Source organism: Microbacterium trichothecenolyticum (assembly GCF_041938625.1).
Lineage (GTDB): Bacteria > Actinomycetota > Actinomycetes > Actinomycetales > Microbacteriaceae > Microbacterium > Microbacterium trichothecenolyticum_D.
In genome coordinates this window covers 977,873-995,411 of record NZ_CP169427.1, presented here as the reverse complement: position 1 = coordinate 995,411, position 17,539 = coordinate 977,873, and the positions used below count along the sequence as shown (strand labels likewise).

Genomic DNA, 17,539 nt, shown 5'->3' with positions numbered 1-17,539 from the left:
CACCGCCGATCGGTCACCGGGATTCCTCGATCACCTGTAGGTAGCGCATCGCGATCGCGTCCCACCCGAAAGTCTCGACTGATCGGCGGCAATCCTCGACCACGGCCTTTCTATCTCGAGCCAGTAGCTGAGCCGACTGGTTGATTCCACGAGCAACTGACGCGGGCACACGGTCAACGATCTCGCCATTGCGACCCTCAACTATCACCTGAGGCGCAAGCCCGGTGCGAGTCATGACCACCATGCGGCCCGAGGCTAGGGCCTCAAGCAGGACGAGCGGACCTGTCTCGTAGGCGCTGGGGAGAACGACGATGTCTGTGGCCGCGTAGTAGGGTCGCGGATCGGATGTCGCCCCGACGAACTTGACACGTCGATCAACGCCACGGGCGGCGGAGTATAGCTGCCCCTTCGCGACCATCTCCTGTGATCCGCCGACCACAACGAGGATGAAGTCGCTACTGAGTTGACTCAATGAGTCGATCGCGATGTAAAGCCCTTTTCGGTCATACTCGTGTCCGACGAATAGCAGCGCCGTCGCGCCAGCACGGAGTCCCAGTTCCAGCCGAGTTTGTTCGCGCAGCTCCTCGTCCAGCGACGCATAGGCATCGAGATCGACGCCGTTCGGCACCACGTGGATGGGAACTTGCACCGCGGGGTAAAGATCGACCAGCGTTGCTCGGTCCCCATCTGTCAGGCAGACTATTGCCCGCTGGCGCGTCCCGCGATAACGGATCTCGTCACGGGCAAGGGTGAACCAATGCATGGGATTTAGCGGGAATCGCCATTTCCTTTCCGCACTTCGACCGCGCATCACCTCTTTAAGCAGCCCGTGGTTCACATACACGTCACCGCCGATTGGATCGCCGTGGACAAGGATCCTCAGGGTGGGGAACCGTCGCCGAATGTGCTGCACTGCGATAGTTCCCGCGATCGAAAACCAGACAACTTCGATCAGGAGTGCGATTTTCTTCAGCACATTCCCACTCACCTGCGTCCGCCACCGCATCCCGGTGTCACGCAATGTGAATCTACTCGTCGAGACCCCGAGGCCGGCAAACGACTTCTCGAGCGAGTGCACGACCTGCGCGACGCCTGCCCCCGGGCCGATGTGCCTCGCGACCTGCAAGATAGCCCGGCGGCGACTGCTCCCCTCAAGGCAGGCCGAGAGTTGCTCCGCGACCGCAGGGAGATCGTACGTACTAAGCACACGGTCACGCGCTCGCGATCCCATTGCGTAGTCGGCATCGAATGATCGCTCGATCGCATCGGCTAAGGCGTCTACTGTCGCGCTGGCAGCCAAGAAGCCGGTCTCGCCGTCGATAATCTTCTCGGGTATCCCCCCGACCGGCGTGCCCACGCAAATCGCGCCGCGCGCCATCGCTTCAAGCGTCGTTAAGCTACTTCCTTCGTAACGCGAGGGCTGCACGAACCGCCCGACGCTCTCGATGGTGGCCTGGACGACGGAATCGTCCGCGCCTTCCACCACGACCAGCTGCACGGGCGGTGTAGCGGCTGCATCTCGAACAAGCTCGCCCTTGGCGTGGCCCCGACCAAAGTGGACCCACCTCAACCGGCGCCCCGATCTGAGTTCGATTGAGCGTATGGCCTCCAGGAGTAGGTCGTAGCCCTTGTTCGGGACCAGCCTCCCTACGCTCACCAGGTCAGCGTCCAGCGAACTCTCGAAGCCTTCGCGAGCGACTCTGTCGAGACGCGTAACATCTACGGCATTTGGGATCATTCGCACTTGATGATCCCCGCAACCGATGTTCGACCGAACCCGCGAAACAAGGGCCTCGTCGGTGGCGATGACTATGTCGGCGTAGCGCGCACCTCGCGCTAGATGGCGCCCGATAAGCCGAGCAGCCGCGCGCAGTAGTCCCGCCCGGTGAAACTCTTCCATTCCGTGAGGGTTCGCAACGCTCGTGGCAGCACCATCTCGACGGAGGCCCCGGAGCACTCCAGATGCCCCACCATGAGTGTAGATGCTCGCGTCAGCTGGGCATCTACGGCGCAACACCCGCCGAGCGCGAGCAACCCAGATCCAATAGTTGACGCCTAGACGTGGCCGCCCCGGCCCCGATCGGGTCGACGGCCACGGAACATTCTCGATGCTGATCCCCCGGGGCGCTACCTCACTGGGCCTCACCGGTGTCACGATTGTGACTTCCCAGCCAAGCGCGGCCAGCGCCGTCGCCTGATCGGCGACCGCACGCTCCATGCCTCCCACTCCTTCGTTGAAAGAGACTGATCTGGCCACGATCCAGACTTGTCGAGCGATGGTGGCGTCAGTCACGTGCTGCCTCTCTCATGCATAACTCGTAAACGCGAGTCAACGGAATCGCCGCTTAATCTTGGACATGAGAGCGGCCGTACGATATGCGGCCTCATATTCGCGGGTGAGCGGCCTCATCGCCGCGGGGAAGTGCGCGAACTCGCCCGACTCCACTGCTGAGCGAAACGCCGAATGACTTGCGCGTGCCATCTGAACGCGCATCCGTTGCACATGCCGGCGGGCGATTGACGGCTTTCCGGTGGATGCGAACCGCGTTGACGGTACGAATTCCGATCGTGAGCGCAGGTACGCAAGTCGGGCCGGTAGCAACTCCCTGCCATGGCGGATGAGTCCGCCCTGAGACTGTCTCACTCGAGCGACCGGAAGGGGGTCAAGGTGAAGCTCGCCGGACCGCGCGCCCGCGAGCAGAATCGCGTCGAGCTCGCGCGACCTGCTCAAGACAACGTTGGTACCCCTAGGGTCGTCGACGTATTCGGGCAGCCACGCGTCGCCAAAGACTACGTCAGCCGTCTCGTTCAGAACATCGTCTGAAAAGTCAGAGAAGTTCGCTTTAAAGAACCCGAGACCCCAGTCAGTGCCGTAGAAGTCGGATGTGGGCAACGTAACATCCACGAGACTGCCGTCTGCTCCGGTGCCGATGATTCGTGTCCCGTAAGCGTTCGCCTTACGCCCATCGAGCTTGGCTCGAAAGTCAATCGATCGGGCCGCTCCCGGCTCCACGCCGACTTGCCAGGCCAGGCTATCCGCATACCTGGCGCTCTTCTGGTGACCGCAGATGAGGCCGACGAAGTAGGGAATGCGATCAGCGAGCGCAGGCTCTTGCACCGTTGCCAACCTGACCTCGTACAGGACTGACGGAATACCCACCACTGCATAGCGCCCTCCCGCCTGCAGAATCTCACGGAGTTGACCGCCGAGATGGCCCGGAAAGTAGCGCGTCTTCGCGCCACGCTGGACGTCGTCGACCGTTCGCGAAATTCGATACGCATACAAGGGCGATGCTTCGTCATCGCTGTCTGCGAGATGTATCACGCCGTCCACAAGCCGTCGTGTGATGAGTTCCTTGAGCAACCAGGTGGTTAGGCCACCAGAACTGCTGAGGGCTCGCGCATCCTCGTCCGCGACCGCCCCGGCGTACGAGCCGACTGTGTAGCCAGCGACCGGGTCGAAACTCACGCCTGCCTGGTCTCCGAAGAGGCGTTCAGCGATCACATGCTCCGGCTCGCCTACCCGACCAAAGGCAGAAACCGCTAGCACGCGCGCAGCTTGCTCATCGGTGAGTCCTCGGTCGGGCACCACCAAAGCCGGCAATCCACGCTCATCGAGGACGGTGCTCAGACCATCAACGATGACCTCGTATGCCCCTGAGTTCACCACAAGATCGGACGTAATAAGGTTTGCGAGTTCGCTTCCCGCCTGCGCACCCATTTTGCTCCATTCTTCGGGGCTTAGCCCACCTGGGTATGCGGAAGTCAGCTGGCTACCCGGCCGATCTCCGAGTCAAGATACTCGAGGAAGGTTCTCCTCCGACCAGACAATGTGTCGAGTCCCTCGGCGTAGTCAAACGCCAGCACAGACGGATCGAGGCGCTTTTCCTCGTCCTTATGCACCCGGTCCTTCAGCCCAAACGACTCGGCGAAGGTCGTGATTCGGGAGGACATCGCGTCACCGTCCGCTCGTGGGAAGATCGACAGCGCTGTGTTCAGCATGAATGCAAAGACGCTTGCGTGAAAAGAGTCGGTCATCACGAGTCGGGCATTATCGACCAAGGAGATGAACTCGCGCGGTCCGGTCTGTCGCGCAATCTGACCGCGGGGGTTGGAAAGGTCTATGAGTTCGAGCTGACTTGAAGAAGTAAGTTGGGCAATCCGCTGACGACGTTCCTCTGTCGTCCCACCGAGAAATAGGGTCACAATGTAAGGGGACTTCGGGGTCGTCCGATGGGACGCGATTGCGCGCCAGTCAGCAGGGTCAACCGCCATTGTGGGATCCGGCAGCACAGTTGCGTCCTTGCCCGTGAGGTCACGGATGAGCGATGCTCCCTCGGCTTCGCGAACTGAAAGTCTTTCGAAGTCGGCAAGCCACCCCGCGTACCTGGCTTGCCACGCTTCCGGGAGCTGAGAAAGGCCGAAACTCGGTGCGAGGCTGATCTTCTTGTCACGCTCAACGGACGCGAGACACTGGATCCCGGTCGAGCTTCCGCCAAGGCGACGATCGTTCGGATTCCAGACCTGGTCGCTGCCGACGGCGAAGAAGTCGAAGTCACGTCGGGACGCCTCGAAAGCCTCGGGAGTCATGGCCACGTAGGGCGTCATCTCCCGCGCGAACTGCGCGAACGCGTGGAAGCGCCCGCGAACGATCCCTGCGTCTTTGAAGTCCTTCGCAGAGCGATAATAGATGTCGCGCATGCGGGAACGGGCAGGGTTCTGCGAGAGCTCGATCGTCGTCGGCTCGATGCCGCGGTCGTCGAACAACCGGTGCACCGCGTAATTCTGAAGGCGATTTCCGTAGTTCTTGAGATCGACAATGGTGACGATCCCGACGGATGATCTTGCCACGAAACTCCAAGTCATCGGTTCGATGTAATAGTCGGACACAATCAGCGTGGAGTGAGACGTGTCCCCTCCAGGCCGCATCAGCGCCTACCCGGTAAGGGGGACCTTGTGCGCGAGCTTACCCTCCTGACAGCCCCGTACGTGAACTCCACCCCGGGAGGCTGCCTTCGTTTCTCTCCCCATCCCGGCGTCCGGCGGCCCTCCCGAGCTGCGTCACCCGGTATTGCCCCGCCGCACCGCGCGGTCGTGGGCACCGCGGGTCGTCCGCGGTTTCGACGGTGACTTCCGCCCGTCAGATTCCGCCACCGTTCGCTCTACAAAGGTGGCACAGGAGAGGTCCCCGCGCGACGCTACTCCTTCGCGGCAGGGTGCCCAGCATCAATGTCGCAAGCCTCGTTACGAAGTATGCGTGCGATAGATGGAGCAGCGCGGCCCCCGATAGACTCGCGCCCATGGCGGGTGATGCGGACGGGGCGAGTCGCGACGGATGGGCGCTGTGGTTCGGCGGCGCGGCGATCGGGGCGATAGGCCTCGCGTGGGTCGTCCTCGGGTGGATCGCGAATGGCTACCCGGACGGCTTCTCGATCGTCATCCTCTGCGTCGGCACCCCGCTGTGGTTCATCGGCGCGGCTAAGCAGCGCATCGCGCGCGCCCGCGCGAACCAGCTCACACCGGCTGACGACATAACCTCGTGACGGCCGATCAGACGCGCCCCGGATGGGGCTGGATGCGGCGCATCCTCGGGTTCACAGCGAATGTCCCGGTGCTTCCTCAACTCGGCGTCGGATTCCCGCTGTCGCTTATCCCCGCCGCGCTGGTCGTGCCGCTCAGGCGCACCTCACCGCGGCCACGGTTCCTCTCGAGACTCATCTTCGCCGCCCTCCTTAGCGCTGGGGCTATATGGCTGAGCGCCGCCGTCAACGGCACGAACGTCGCAACCGCCGCCATCGGCCACGCACTCGTCTTTGCTGTCTCGCTCATCGCCTACCGGGTGACCGTCCGCGACAACGCTGAGGCCGCACAACTGACGTTCTGGTTCTATCTCGGCTACCTCGGCTACGCGCTGCTGCTCCTGCCAGACGCCCGCGTCTACAACCTCGGAATCGAGGGATTCTGGAAGTTCGGCGTCGGCACCCCGCTCGCCATCATCGCCGTGTACCTCGTGATCCGCGCCGGGGGGAAGCCGGGCGCGGTAGGTGTCACCCTGCTCCTGTTCGGATCGCTGTCGTTCGTCGTCGGCTTCCGCGCGCTGGGGCTCGCGTGCTTCACGGCGCTATTCATCATCGCGGCTCGCGCGGCAGTCGGGCGACGGCATGGTGGGCGAACCATTGTGGTTTCCCTCGTGGCGCTCGTCGTGCTTGCGTGGTCTCTCCAGCAGGCGCTCGTCTCCGGCGTCTTCGGACAGGACGTCGCGATGCGAACGGCCAGCCAGACCGAGGACAGCGGCCCCGCGATCCTTGGCGGTCGCTCAGAGCCACCACTGTCGCTCGCTGCGATCCGGCTCAGCCCGTGGATCGGGTGGGGCAGCGCGCAGGCAATCGACAACGAGGCTCTCTCGTTGGGCGTCCAGTACGCTCAGGCGCTCGGCATGGGCGAGCAGTCCAACTACATGGGCTACTGGGTGCGCCGCGACGGCTTCGTCTCGCTCCACTCGATATTCTTCGGCAACTGGGTTGAAGGTGGCGTGCTCGCCGCCATCTTCCCTCTCGCGCTGATTGTGCTTTTCCTCGCGGCTGGCTTCCTCGCTACGGGGCGCTGGGCACCCCTCGTTACCCTTGTGGCCGTGAAGACCGCGTGGGACGTCCTGTTCTCCCCGTTGTCGAGTAACCGGGGTGTCCAGCTCGCGGTCGTCGCGATCGTCTGCCTTCTCGCGCTGGTGGAGTACCGGCGTGAGAAGGCAGATAAGGGGGCTGCTCCGCCGCTGCGTTCCAGGAGAAGTCCAGCGCGCCGGTAGTGCCGGTGCGGTAGACAGTGAGAGAGCCGGCACCGATCACCACAGACAGCGCGGTTGGTGTGGTTCCCTTCGCCGTTGCGGTTGCCACGGTCGGGGTCGTGCTGATTCCGTGTGCAGCGATCACCACGGACGACGAACCGTCCGCGATGGTCCCGGTCCCCTGGTTCTCCGTCCGGGATCCCTGGTTTCGACGGACCACCGTGTTGGCACCGACCTTCGTGATTTCGGACGACGTCGCACCGCGGGTGTCGTTCAATTCGATCGTGTTGTTGTCCGCGCCGCTCGACTCGGTGATCGCCTGCGCCTGCGCACCGCCGACCCGGTTCCCGCGGACCCGGATGTACGTGCTCGAGTTCGTCACGCGGATGCCGGACTGAAGACCTCCCATAACCACGCCGTCGCGCACGAGCCCCTCGGTGCACCCCGCGCCGCCACCGATCTGCGCGCGGATCGCGTACGCCGCTGCCAGGTTCATCCGCATCGTGAACTGCGACACCTGTACGTCCCACGCCCCAGCGTCGCTGAGGTCTGAGAACTCGTCGATCAGTCGGATAGCCGATGTGGTGTTGTCGACGGGGTGGTCGATCGACACGTCCGTGAAGTGCAGACCCGAGATGGTGTGCGTCTTCGCGTGGATCTTGATCTCGGAAGCGAACGCGGACCGGAGGGTGGCGTTCGTGACGTGCACGTCGGCCACGGCACGTTGTCTAGGATCTCGGTCGTGATGCTGATCGTGTCGTCGCCCGACTCGATTTGTACGTCAGAGATCGCGTAGCTTGAGCCGCCGTAGATGTGGAGGCCGTCCTCGCCGTGGCCGAGGCTGCCCTTCCAGATCGCGTCGTGCACGGTCACCTTGTGGCAGTTCTTGAACAGGGCCATGAAGTCGCCGACGCACCCGTCGATGGTCAGGAGCCCAAACGATGTGGTCGAGCGGCACCTCAAATGCAGAGCGGGTCGCCGAGATCGATGCGCGTTCCGTCGACCGTGAAGCTGCCCTCGGCGCACAGCAGCGTGTCAGGGCTGGGGCGCACGACGAGGGTGGTGTACGCGCCCTGCACGTCGTGCTCGGTCGCCTCTTGACGGTCAGGCCCGTCGGGAGCCGTCTCGGGGTAGATCGCGATCGTCACCGTGTTGCCCTGACCCAGGCCGTCGTAGCGCGTGATGCGGCCCCATCCGGCCTGGCAGTTGTCTGACCAGACGATCTCGAGCAGCGAGTTGTCGGCGCGGGTGTCGCCGGTGGCGACGGCAGCGTCGTCGACGCATGCCGTCGCGGCAGGGTCGTCGCCGGTCGACACGGCGATGCGCGGGCCGTCGGCGGGCACGTTCCCGAGGATCAGCGTGGTCGTGATCGCAGACGCGGCGACACCGGCCACGAACGTGCCCGTCGCGAGCAGCACCGCTCCTCGCACCGAGATGCCCGTGCGCCCAGACGTGGGGGTCTCGTCGGGCGTGGCCGTGGGCCGCAAGAGGGCCTCGCGCCGATCGAGCCACGGTCCCGGATCTTCGCCGCACGCACCGACGATGCCGTCGACCGTGCGCGCGGAGGGCAGCTTCGCACCACCGAACGCCTCCGACAGCACGGTGCGCGAGATGCCCGTCTCGGCCTGCAGGCGCGCGAGGGTGGGGTTGTCGGCCTGCAGCCGCAGGCGGCGCAGGTCGGCGGCGAACTGCTCCACCGAGTCGTCGCCGCGATCGTTCGCCGGCGTCACGCTCGTCTCGGACTTGGTCATCTGCTCCCCCACCGCATGATCTTCGCTCGTGCCCGTGCCGACGGATGCCGCCCCGGCAGGCATCCGGCCCCTCGGGCACCAGACCTGTATAGCAGTCGCCGACAGCGCACCGGTCGCACCCGACCGGTGCACAGAAATGCTCGGTTTGTCCGATCCGGACGATTCCGGCGAGCGGCACACCCCGACGGTGCGGCATCCTGCCATGGAGTCGCCCCAGCGGGGCGTTGCCGTGGGGGGCAGCGGTGGGCGACGGGATGCCGCGGTCCAGCCTCTCTTGTTCGGGGCAAGGCAGACGAGCTCGTGGCCGCGGCATCCCTTCATCCGCAGCATCCGTTCCGGATGAGCACGAGGGCTGTTCTCGGCGAGGATTCCGGACGAGGGCACCGGACCCTTTCGACAACTCGCTCGTGGTGGTGCAATGAGCGCATGAACGCCGGCGCGCGACCCTCCGTCACCGACCGGTCGAGGCCGTGGCGCATCGTGCTGGCGGCGCTCGGCGCGGCGTGGGCGCTGGTCACCCTGCCGCTGACGCTCAGCGTGTGGAACCCCGGGCCGTGGCTGTGGATCGACGACATCTACGACATTCCCGGGTATGCCGCGGCACGCGAGTGGGCCGGTGACCCCTATGTGGTGTTCGGCGCCCTCGCGTCAGTGTCGTTCCTGGCGATCGGAGCGGCCTTCTACGCGGACTTGCGACGCGCGCGATGGGGCGGAACCGTGATGGCCTGGCTCATCCTCGCCGGCGCGCCGATCACCGCCATCAGCAACATCAACACCCCGGTCGATGCGCCGCTGCACTGTCTGTGGGGCGCCGAGGCCTTCGTTCTCATCGCCATCGGACTCAGCGGGCTGCTCGCCGCGTTCTCGGCAGGCAGCGCATGGACGAGCGGGGCGAAGACCCTGCTCGGGTTGACGCTGCTCATCGTCTTCGTCGGCACGGTCGCGCTCGGGTACTACCCGCACGGCAGCCTTGTCGCACTCGGCACCGAGGCGGCCATCGTCATCGCGGTCGCTCCGCGGGATGCGGCGTTCGCGGGGGCGAGGGTGGAGGCGTAGGCGGGTTCTGGACGGGGCTCGACGCGCGGGTCAGCAGCTGCCGACGTCGTTGGTGTGCGTACCGGCCAGGTGACCCTCCCCCGGTGCGCGGTGTTCACACCCGGTATGACCCGGTCAGCTTGCTCGTCACCCGGTCGCGGCTGCGAGGCGCTCCGCCAGGAAGGCCTCGACGCTGTCGATCGCATTCTCGTCCGCGTCAGCGGTGAGGGTGGAGTGCCCCCTTCCCGGCAGCGTCGTCACCTGCAACCGCGCGCCGAGAAGACGGCGCGCGGAGATGAGCTTCACCGCCGGCGATATGCAGTCCTTGGCGAACCGGTAGCCCCGCACCTGCAGGTCCTCACGCTCGCGCAGCGCCCGCTGGTCGTCCCGAGACAACCCGAGCGCCGGTGGCCAGAGAGGGAGGACGGGCTCGGCGACCACCGCCGCCTTGACTCTTGGATCGACCGCGAGCGCGAGCGCGAAGTTGCCCGAGAAGCACATCCCGATGACGCCGAACGGCGAGTCACCCTCGACGACATGCTTCTCGATGAAGTCCTTCAGCCATTCGACGTCGCGAGAGACTGATCCGGCTGCGATGGCATGCACTTCGCGGCGGATGCAGATGTGCCGCAACGTCTCACCCCAGTCGGCGGTGCCGTCTCTGCCCACGATCGAGGGAACCGTGACCACGAATCGGGCCGACAGCCGTTGTACGAAACTCTCGATCGTGGAACGGATGCCGGGAAGCTCGTGGAGGAGCAGCACGCGAGGCTTTTCGCGACCCGGCTCGAACCCCACCCGGTAGAAGGCGTGCTCGTGATCGCCATGGACATACTCGTCCGGCACCCAACCGGCTGGTGGCCATGAGGGGGAACTCCTGCCACCGGCGATCATGGGCGTACCGGCGCGCTCATGCTGTCGCCGCAGCGACGGCGAGTCGCGCGAGTTCGACGCGAGCGATGTCGTTGTGTGCGCCCTCGACGGGCCGCAGCTCGCGTATCACGTTGCTCGCCTCGACGTTGTAGAGGCAACCCGCGTCGAGGGTGTCGCCCCCGCCGCCTTGATGCAGGACGAGGTCTCGCGACGCTCCATCCAGACCTATCGCGCCGTATGCGCCGATCGCACCATACTTGCCGCCCGCCGCGAGGATCACCGATCGCGCAAGTCTCGCCGCCATGGGGTAGTACGTGCCCACGGCGTGGTCATGCTCGGATCGAGTCACGAGGATCGGGCCAGCCACGAGCCGCTGGTCGATGATTCCTCGAAAGTATCCGGCAACTCCACCTGCAACCGGAATGCTGTCGTCGAATGCCCACATCGAGAAGGCCCCCTGGACGAGGAAGAGCGATTGAACGGGTTTCGCGGTCGAGACCTCACTCGACCGGTCGACGGCGGCGCACGCCACGATCGCGCCCATACTGTGCCCCATCAGGCTGACGCGGGCGGAGGGGACTGATCGGATGACGTCACTCAGGACATTCGCCGCGCCCTTCTCGCCGACGACACGTGCTCGCTTCTTCATCCGCCAGAAGGAGAGTTGACGGAGCAACCCGAGTATGCGCCCGCCTCCTCCGCCGCCGAGCACCGCGGCGGGTCCGGCCGAGGCATCCAGGCCGAGGTCGGTGAGGCTCCGCTCGGAGATGTCCTTCCACGCTGCACCGGGATCCCACTCGCCCGCGCCCGACCCGTCCTCGATGCCGTCGAGGTCCATCGCGTCTCGCACCGCCTCGAAGCTGCGACGAAGCGAAGGCGAAAGGGTCGCCTTGTTGTAGTCGTGCGCTGCCGCCTCGATGATCTCGGTGAGAGCATCCGCCGGCACCCCCAGCAGCATCGCGTAGGTGTCCTTCGCCTGCTCGGCTGTGACAGCCTGCCCCGCACTTGCGCCGAGAACCTGTCCCGCACCCACGCCCGTCTCACTACCCCAGGCCTTGCTCGGCCAATGGAGGCAGACGAATCGAACCGACGACGGCACTTCCGCTTCGGGGAACGCCTGGGCCACCGCACGGAGCCACCGGTCGTACGACTCTTCCGAATCGCGGAGGTCGTTGTTCCACCCGTGCACGAGGAAATAGACATGCCGGATGGTGTCGGCCGAGCGCGCCAGTCGCTGACAGAGAGCCTTCACCTCTTTCTGATCGCGAACTCCGCCGTCCGCATCGATCGAGATGAGTTCATACGTGATCGTCGTACCGGGCACCTCTCGCTGCACCATCGGTCTGCCTTCCTCTCCAGGGAGTCACTCGTTCGCGCCGATGAAGTCCGGCGAGATCCGTGTCTCGAGTGCGCAGTTCACGGTGTAAAGAAGTCCGAGTGGCATGCCCCAGACGCGCCTCGCGGCCTGAGACAGCTCCAGGATCGTCGGTCCGACCTCCGCGCCCGCTAGAAACCTGTCGAAGAACCCCATCGCCCAACTGCGGCCGAAGCTCACCGGCACATATGCGGTCGCCGCGATGACGCCGCGTGCCTTTCGCCTCACCAGGTAAGAGGCGAAGTCGTCATCGTTGACGGGCGACCGCCGGCCGATCTGGCAGGCATTCAGGATGATCAGAGGTGGCCCGCCGAGAAACTCGGCGCCCGTGGCGGCGTTGGAGAGGTCCTCGAACGTCAGAGCATCCTTCTCCTCGTCCGGTCCAAAGCGCACGTTCGACGACCCGACGCCGCCGATGTCGAGTGGCCCGCGGACTTCGCCATGGCAGAAGAGATAGACCAGGTCACCCGGCTCTTGGCCTCCCAGTGAGCTGAGGGCACCCTCCCGGCCCGGCCGCTCTTCGAACTCGGCGTTCCGGAGGTTAGCGACTGCAGTGGCGAGGTACTCGCGCTGCACGCCGGCCGCGGCTGCGACGTCATCGGGCGGCTCCGACCGATACCCCGTGAAGCTCAGTTGGAATTTCTCCGCCGACGGAAACGTGCTGGCGTCGTTGCCGAGGAGGCCCGACCGGTACTCCTCGATCACGTGCTTGGTGCCCAGGAACGCTTCCCATCGACCGGGGTCATCCAGCCCCAGCTGCGGCTCGAGATACAACATGCCCCACGGAAGGTGCAGATCGTCGTCAGCGTGAACTTGGATGCGGAGCCCGCCCTCGCCCAGGCCCCGGTGTCGCAGCCGCTCCCCGATGCGCTGCGCACCGGCATCCCCGTTCATGAACAGCTTGTCGAACAGTCGCTTTCCGCTGCCTGCCATCTTGTTGCGGGCGTCGTCGGTGGAGCTGACGAGCGCTTGCGGGATCTCAGTGCTCGGAAGCTCGAAGATCGATGTCGCCCCGCCGGGGACGGCGGCGGGGTTGATCGAAGGATCGCTGATGAGCTTCATGAGGTGATCTACGGCCTCGAAGAGCGGGTCGCAGAGCTGAGAGAGGGCGCTCGTGCGCACCCCGAGCAAGCCAGTCTCCGAGGGGCCGTCATCACCGGTGTACACGCAACGGATCTGCTCGCCGTCGCGCGAAACGATCAGGCTCATGGACCGCGGTGGAGTGCGTGCAACCTCACTCCAGTTCCGCCACGCGAAGGTCACCGTCGGCGTCGAGCCGACCTCGTCGCAGGTGATCGCAACGGATGCCGTGAGACACACGCTGTGCCCCCTTGTGACGACCAGTTCGAGTCGGCACGTCGGCTCCGTCGGGCGGAAGTCGAATCGGACGGTCTTGGACCGCACCTCGCCGCGACGAACGGGAAGTACGCGACGCCCCGGGTCGAGATCGACGCCCCACCCGATGAGGTGCACATCCAGATCCACCTCGTCGACGTCGCTGGGCAGCAGATCGCCGAGGGGACTCGCGCCGAGCGAATCGGCATCCGGCTGCCCCGAGAACACCGCGAGGGTATGCCACTGGTTCTGATGGATGGCGTCGCCGACCGCATGGTCTTCGATTTCGAGAACGATCCACCCGCCCTTGTCCGTGGAGACGCCGGGGCGCTCAGCGGGGGCCTTGATTGCGACCCGCCTATCGACGGGATCGCGGACGACCGTCCGCACACGGCGAGCGATCGGCGACTGCACCAGGTCGCTTCCGGCAAGATGGATCGCCGCGCGGCGATCCGGTGAGCCGTAGCGCGGACGACGGGCCTGGAAAGAGCCCGCGGTGACGAGATGGTCATCGACGGTCTCGAAGAAGCGCTCGCCCCCCAGGTCGCGCGTCGCGAGAACCGTCTGCAGCGCAAGCGCGCGAGCCTTGTCGTCCTCCGCGAACAACGACAGCAGCTGCTGCGACAGCGAGAGACTCGAGACGTTCGGTCGTTCCTGGGCCCTGCGCACGACTCGCTGCAGGCGGTACAGCGCTCCGGGTCTCATGGTGAGCGGAATCTCCACCGGCATCAGCCGCTGCGTGGCGCTCGGTGCGAAAGCCTTGGCATCGGCCATGCCCAGAATGGTCACCGTGATGTCGCGGTGTGCGAACGCGCCTCGATGGTCGCGGAGGCTGAGTGGCACACGGCTGCTGGCGGTATGCAGGGTTTCGACCGCCGACGCGAGTTCGACGGAAAGATCCCAGTTCTGCGCAACCAAGAGCGATCCCCCGCTCTCCCACCCGAGTCTTCCCATGACCCGGTCTTCGCCACATATTGGCCGTGCAACGGGGCGTCGTCAAGCGTTCGGAGCGCGCGAGGACGCGGCATCCGTAGCTCGACTCGTTCGCCCGCCGGCACAACCCGGTGAGAGCGGGTCAGCCGATCATGAACACCTGCCGCGTGCCCTCGCGGAACCCGTGGGCGCGGTAGAAGTCGAAGGCCGGCACGTCGCGGTCGGTGAGGAGGACCAGGTCGCTGACGCCGGCAGCGGCCGCAAACGCGCGAATCCCCTCCATAAGCGCGCGGCCGACACCGCGGCGTTGCGCAACGGGGGCGACGAAGAACTCGTCGATGTAGATCTCGGACTCGTCCTGCCAGGTGCGGGCGTGGAACGTCGTGGCGCCGACGAACTGGGAATCCGCCACGGCGACGAGGGTGGCGGATCTGGGGATGCCACGGAGCTCGCCCAGGTACACCGACGCCGTCGCGAGGGTCCACGCGTCGTTCCACGGCGGCCTTTTGTAGGCGTCGACGAAGCCCGCCAGCAGGGCGTCGTCGTCGCCGGGCTCCCACGGTCTGATCGCGACCGTCTGCGCTTCGGTCATCTCATTCCTTCCGGCATCGGGCGGGGTCCACGGTAGCCGGTTACGCGGGGCGGGGCGGGCGGGGTGGCCGGGGGCGGGCGGAGTGGCCGGGGGCGGGCGGGGAGGGTGGCGGCCTAGGGGGCGGGCGGGGTGGCGGGGGGCGGGCGGAGTGGCCGGGTGCGGGCGGGGAGGGTGGCGGCCGAGGGGGCGGGCGGAGTGGCCGGGGGGCGGGGAGCGATGTCGGAGGTCCCTGTCATCATGGTGTCAGCAGGTCATCGAGTGCCCCCCGGTTCGCCGGGTCGATGATCTCCCCGGACGGGGAGTGAGAGTCGCGCGCGGCGCGGCGGAAGGGCACATCGTGGACGACGCAGAACGTGATCGGGCCGAGGCGCAGCGCGCCGGCGCGTTCGCCGACGAACTGCGCGCGATCCACGCCGAAGAGGCGGCCTTGCAGGCCCGCAAGCTGCGCGTGCTCGCCGAGGCGTTCGAGCTCACCGAGACCCAGAAGGCCCGCATCCCCTCCATGCGGTCACGCGATCGCGACATGCCGCTGCGGTCTCTCGCCGCCGAACTCGGCCTCGCGGTGCGCATGAACGACCGCACCATGCAGTCGCACATGTCGGACGCCCACCGGCTCGTCACCGACTTCGCGGCCACGGTCGACGCACTCGGCAACGGCGATATCTCTCGCGCGCACGCGTCGGCGATCCTCGACGCCGGCGCCGATCTCGACGACGCCGGCCCGCGCGCCGCCTACGAGCAGGCCGTACTCGACTACGCGCACGGCACCACCGCGGCTCGCACGCGGTCCTTCGCGCAGCAGCAAGCCGACATCCACAACCCCCGCACGATGCAGGAGCGTCACGACCTCGCCGCCCAGGGGCGCCGTATCTGGGTCACCGACCTGAGCGACGGCATGTCGCAACTCACCCTTCTCACATCGACGGCGCTCGCGCACGGCATCCACGATCGCGCTACCAGGCAGGCGAAGCTCATCAAGCGGGTCGACGCTGCCGCGCGTCGCGACGCGGCGAATACCGCCGCCGGGCGCGACAGTGGGTCGGGCGGGTCGGGCGCGTTGGGCGCGTCGGGCGGAGCGGAAACGGGGACGGATGCTGCGGCCGACGACGGCGCGTTCGATCAGCGCAGCATCGACCAGATCCGCGCCGACCTCGTCGTCGACATGCTGCTCACCGGATCGCCGGCGATCGACCCCACGCTCGACGCTTCGCCGGGTGGGCTCGGCGCGATCCGCGCCATCGTGCAGGTGAGCGTTCCGGTCACCACGCTGACCGGTGTCACGACCGGTGGCGCGGAGCTCGACGGCCGCGCTCCGGTCGACCCAGAGACCGCACGGCGGCTTGCGGGCGACGCACCGGGGTGGGATCGGGTCATGACCGACCCCGTCACCGGCATGGTTCTCGCCGTCGACCGGTATCCGGCCAGCGCCCAGCAGAAGCGGTTCCTCTGGGCCCGCGACCAGCATTGCCGGTTCCCCGGCTGCCGCAGACCGGCCAGATCATGCGATCACGACCATACGAAGGACTTCGCGCTCGGCGGACTGACCGAGATCTGCAATCTCGGGTGCTTCTGCAAACGGCACCACACCCTCAAGCACGGCACCGACTGGACCGTCCGCCAGCTGCCCGGCGGCACGCTCGAGCGGACGAGTCCGGCCGGCGCGCAGTACCGCGAAGATCCACCCGCGCGCGTCGTCTTCGTGCCGAGCACCGACCCGCCACCGGCGTTCTGATGCTGTCCCTCACGCCGCGAGACGGCCGGGCTCCGAGCACGCCGGTGCGCGCGGTCGGCCGGAGCTACAGCCCCACGCCCCCAACGAGGGTGCGGCTCACGTCAGCGGACCGCGATCGTCGGGGTCACAGCATGCGTCAGCACCGCGTCGCTCACCGAGCCGATGAAGAATCGGGCGAGCGGGCCGCGGCCGTGCGTGCCGACCACCAGCAGCGCTGCGTTCGACGCGACCGTCTGCAGAAGCGGGGCGGGGTCGCCGGACTGCACCTGCGTCTCGATCGTGAGGTCAGGGAACGCCTCGCGCACGGCGGCCAGGGCGCGCTCGACCATCAGCTCGGTCGGCTCCTGCAGGTCTATCGGCTCGACGTAGTCGAACCCCGGAACGCCGGACATGACGCCATCGCCGACCAGCACCGGAGACCACGCCGCGACCGCGACCAGTCGCTCGCCACGGCGCACCGCCTCCGCGGCGGCGAACGCGACCGCCGCCTCAGTCACCTCGGAGCCATCGATGCCCACCACGACACCGGAACGACCCTCGACGTCGACGTCGGGCACCACCGCCACCGCGCAGTGCGCCGCGGTCGAGATGCGGCGGCCGTGATCGCCCCAGTGATGCCCGGGGTGCGGGTCGCCGAGCACCAGCAGTGCAGCGTCGCGCGAAGCCTCGACCATCACATCGACGGCGTCGCCATGCTCAGCGTGCGCCTCGACCACGAGATCCGCGTCGGCGATGGCGACAGACAGCCGCGCCGTTTCGGCCTCGAGAAGGATGTCGCCCGCCGACACCGCCTCGGAATCTTCCGCGTCCTTCGTCACGGCGATCAGGACGAGCACCGCGCCCATCTGCGCCGCGCGCTGCGCCGCCCAATCCACCGCACGGCGGCTGGCCGCAGCATCCGTCACACCCACGACGATTCTCTCGGTCATACGGTCATCCTGCCGCGTGCGGCCCGCAGCGGGTGCAATCCGAAGCCGCCACCTCTCCGAACAACTCCAGGGACCTGCCGTGAGGCACGTTGCCGCATGCTCTCGATCCTCCCTCCCCCGGGCCGAGAGCCCCTGCTCCCGTTCCGAATGACGGGTGGACGCCCCTCTCACCCTCCAGGTGTGAGGGGCCGTTCTGTCGTTCG

At 66.5% G+C, this 17,539-nt stretch carries 14 protein-coding genes; 5 read left to right on the top strand and 9 right to left on the bottom strand.

Features of this window, described 5'->3' with window-relative positions; translation table 11 throughout:
• Window positions 1-13: 13 nt before the first annotated feature.
• From ACEYYH_RS04505 to ACEYYH_RS04495, 3 genes are all read right to left on the bottom strand, one after another.
• On the bottom strand, window positions 14-2,218 hold the full coding sequence (locus tag ACEYYH_RS04505) for a glycosyltransferase family 4 protein (protein ID WP_374978157.1): 2,205 nt from the start codon (window positions 2,216-2,218) through the stop codon (window positions 14-16).
• A 111-nt stretch (window positions 2,219-2,329) separates the two neighbouring features.
• Window positions 2,330-3,721, bottom strand: a complete 1,392-nt coding sequence (locus tag ACEYYH_RS04500) for a Coenzyme F420 hydrogenase/dehydrogenase, beta subunit C-terminal domain (RefSeq protein WP_374977071.1) — start codon at window positions 3,719-3,721, stop codon at window positions 2,330-2,332.
• A gap of 44 nt (window positions 3,722-3,765) precedes the next feature.
• The gene (locus tag ACEYYH_RS04495) at window positions 3,766-4,890 is read right to left on the bottom strand and encodes a polysaccharide pyruvyl transferase family protein (RefSeq protein ID WP_374977070.1); all 1,125 of its coding nucleotides are present in this window, start codon (window positions 4,888-4,890) and stop codon (window positions 3,766-3,768) included.
• A 410-nt stretch (window positions 4,891-5,300) separates the two neighbouring features.
• On the opposite strand from ACEYYH_RS04495, the gene ACEYYH_RS04490 reads away from it, so the two are divergent.
• Genes ACEYYH_RS04490 through ACEYYH_RS04480 form a run of 3 tightly spaced genes read left to right on the top strand, consistent with a single transcriptional unit; the run spans window position 5,301 to window position 7,179 of the window.
• Window positions 5,301-5,543 carry a hypothetical protein gene (locus ACEYYH_RS04490; RefSeq protein ID WP_374977069.1) on the top strand — a complete coding sequence of 81 codons (243 nt, stop codon included), beginning with the start codon at window positions 5,301-5,303 and terminating at the stop codon, window positions 5,541-5,543.
• Between the two features lie 32 nt (window positions 5,544-5,575).
• Window positions 5,576-6,802 (top strand): hypothetical protein, encoded by a 1,227-nt coding sequence (locus ACEYYH_RS04485; RefSeq protein ID WP_374977068.1) that lies wholly within the window; start codon window positions 5,576-5,578, stop codon window positions 6,800-6,802.
• Window positions 6,803-6,861: 59 nt separating this feature from the next.
• Window positions 6,862-7,179: a hypothetical protein gene (locus ACEYYH_RS04480; RefSeq protein ID WP_374977067.1), complete on the top strand. Its 318-nt coding sequence runs from the start codon at window positions 6,862-6,864 to the stop codon at window positions 7,177-7,179.
• Window positions 7,180-7,740: 561 nt separating this feature from the next.
• Here ACEYYH_RS04480 and ACEYYH_RS04475 read toward each other — a convergent pair.
• A complete protein-coding gene (locus tag ACEYYH_RS04475) occupies window positions 7,741-8,595 on the bottom strand; it encodes a DUF2690 domain-containing protein (RefSeq protein ID WP_374977066.1) in 855 nt (284 codons plus the stop codon).
• 363 nt (window positions 8,596-8,958) lie between these two features.
• On the opposite strand from ACEYYH_RS04475, the gene ACEYYH_RS04470 reads away from it, so the two are divergent.
• Entirely contained in the window at window positions 8,959-9,588 is a 630-nt protein-coding gene (locus ACEYYH_RS04470) for a hypothetical protein (RefSeq protein WP_374977065.1), read from the top strand.
• 126 nt (window positions 9,589-9,714) lie between these two features.
• Here ACEYYH_RS04470 and ACEYYH_RS04465 read toward each other — a convergent pair whose 3' ends face one another.
• The 4 genes from ACEYYH_RS04465 to ACEYYH_RS04450 all read right to left on the bottom strand — a co-directional run bounded on the left by ACEYYH_RS04465 (window position 9,715) and on the right by ACEYYH_RS04450 (window position 14,675).
• On the bottom strand, window positions 9,715-10,413 hold the full coding sequence (locus tag ACEYYH_RS04465; RefSeq protein ID WP_374977064.1) for a dienelactone hydrolase family protein: 699 nt from the start codon (window positions 10,411-10,413) through the stop codon (window positions 9,715-9,717).
• 64 nt (window positions 10,414-10,477) lie between these two features.
• A complete protein-coding gene (locus ACEYYH_RS04460; protein WP_374977063.1) occupies window positions 10,478-11,779 on the bottom strand; it encodes a hypothetical protein in 1,302 nt (433 codons plus the stop codon).
• A gap of 24 nt (window positions 11,780-11,803) precedes the next feature.
• Window positions 11,804-13,924, bottom strand: a complete 2,121-nt coding sequence (locus ACEYYH_RS04455; protein WP_374977062.1) for a hypothetical protein — start codon at window positions 13,922-13,924, stop codon at window positions 11,804-11,806.
• A 301-nt stretch (window positions 13,925-14,225) separates the two neighbouring features.
• Entirely contained in the window at window positions 14,226-14,675 is a 450-nt protein-coding gene (locus ACEYYH_RS04450) for a GNAT family N-acetyltransferase (protein ID WP_374977061.1), read from the bottom strand.
• Between the two features lie 337 nt (window positions 14,676-15,012).
• On the opposite strand from ACEYYH_RS04450, the gene ACEYYH_RS04445 reads away from it, so the two are divergent.
• Window positions 15,013-16,407, top strand: coding sequence for a DUF222 domain-containing protein (locus ACEYYH_RS04445; protein WP_374977060.1), 1,395 nt, complete (start codon window positions 15,013-15,015; stop codon window positions 16,405-16,407).
• Between the two features lie 101 nt (window positions 16,408-16,508).
• Here the strand turns inward: ACEYYH_RS04445 and ACEYYH_RS04440 are convergent, their stop codons facing one another.
• The gene (locus tag ACEYYH_RS04440; protein WP_374977059.1) at window positions 16,509-17,336 is read right to left on the bottom strand and encodes a universal stress protein; all 828 of its coding nucleotides are present in this window, start codon (window positions 17,334-17,336) and stop codon (window positions 16,509-16,511) included.
• Between the last annotated feature and the right edge of the window lie 203 nt (window positions 17,337-17,539).

What these genes read in the sequence shown, in the direction of transcription:
- ACEYYH_RS04470 (WP_374977065.1), top strand. Translation starts at nt 8,959, where the DNA reads ATGAACGCCGGCGCGCGACCCTCCGTCACCGACCGGTCGAGGCCGTGG.
- ACEYYH_RS04460 (WP_374977063.1), bottom strand. Translation starts at nt 11,779, where the DNA reads ATGGTGCAGCGAGAGGTGCCCGGTACGACGATCACGTATGAACTCATC.
- ACEYYH_RS04490 (WP_374977069.1), top strand. Translation starts at nt 5,301, where the DNA reads ATGGCGGGTGATGCGGACGGGGCGAGTCGCGACGGATGGGCGCTGTGG.
- ACEYYH_RS04455 (WP_374977062.1), bottom strand. Translation starts at nt 13,924, where the DNA reads ATGGCCGATGCCAAGGCTTTCGCACCGAGCGCCACGCAGCGGCTGATG.
- ACEYYH_RS04450 (WP_374977061.1), bottom strand. Translation starts at nt 14,675, where the DNA reads ATGACCGAAGCGCAGACGGTCGCGATCAGACCGTGGGAGCCCGGCGAC.
- ACEYYH_RS04505 (WP_374978157.1), bottom strand. Translation starts at nt 2,218, where the DNA reads ATGGAGCGTGCGGTCGCCGATCAGGCGACGGCGCTGGCCGCGCTTGGC.
- ACEYYH_RS04440 (WP_374977059.1), bottom strand. Translation starts at nt 17,336, where the DNA reads ATGACCGAGAGAATCGTCGTGGGTGTGACGGATGCTGCGGCCAGCCGC.
- ACEYYH_RS04475 (WP_374977066.1), bottom strand. Translation starts at nt 8,595, where the DNA reads ATGCCTGCCGGGGCGGCATCCGTCGGCACGGGCACGAGCGAAGATCAT.
- ACEYYH_RS04500 (WP_374977071.1), bottom strand. Translation starts at nt 3,721, where the DNA reads ATGGGTGCGCAGGCGGGAAGCGAACTCGCAAACCTTATTACGTCCGAT.
- ACEYYH_RS04485 (WP_374977068.1), top strand. Translation starts at nt 5,576, where the DNA reads ATGCGGCGCATCCTCGGGTTCACAGCGAATGTCCCGGTGCTTCCTCAA.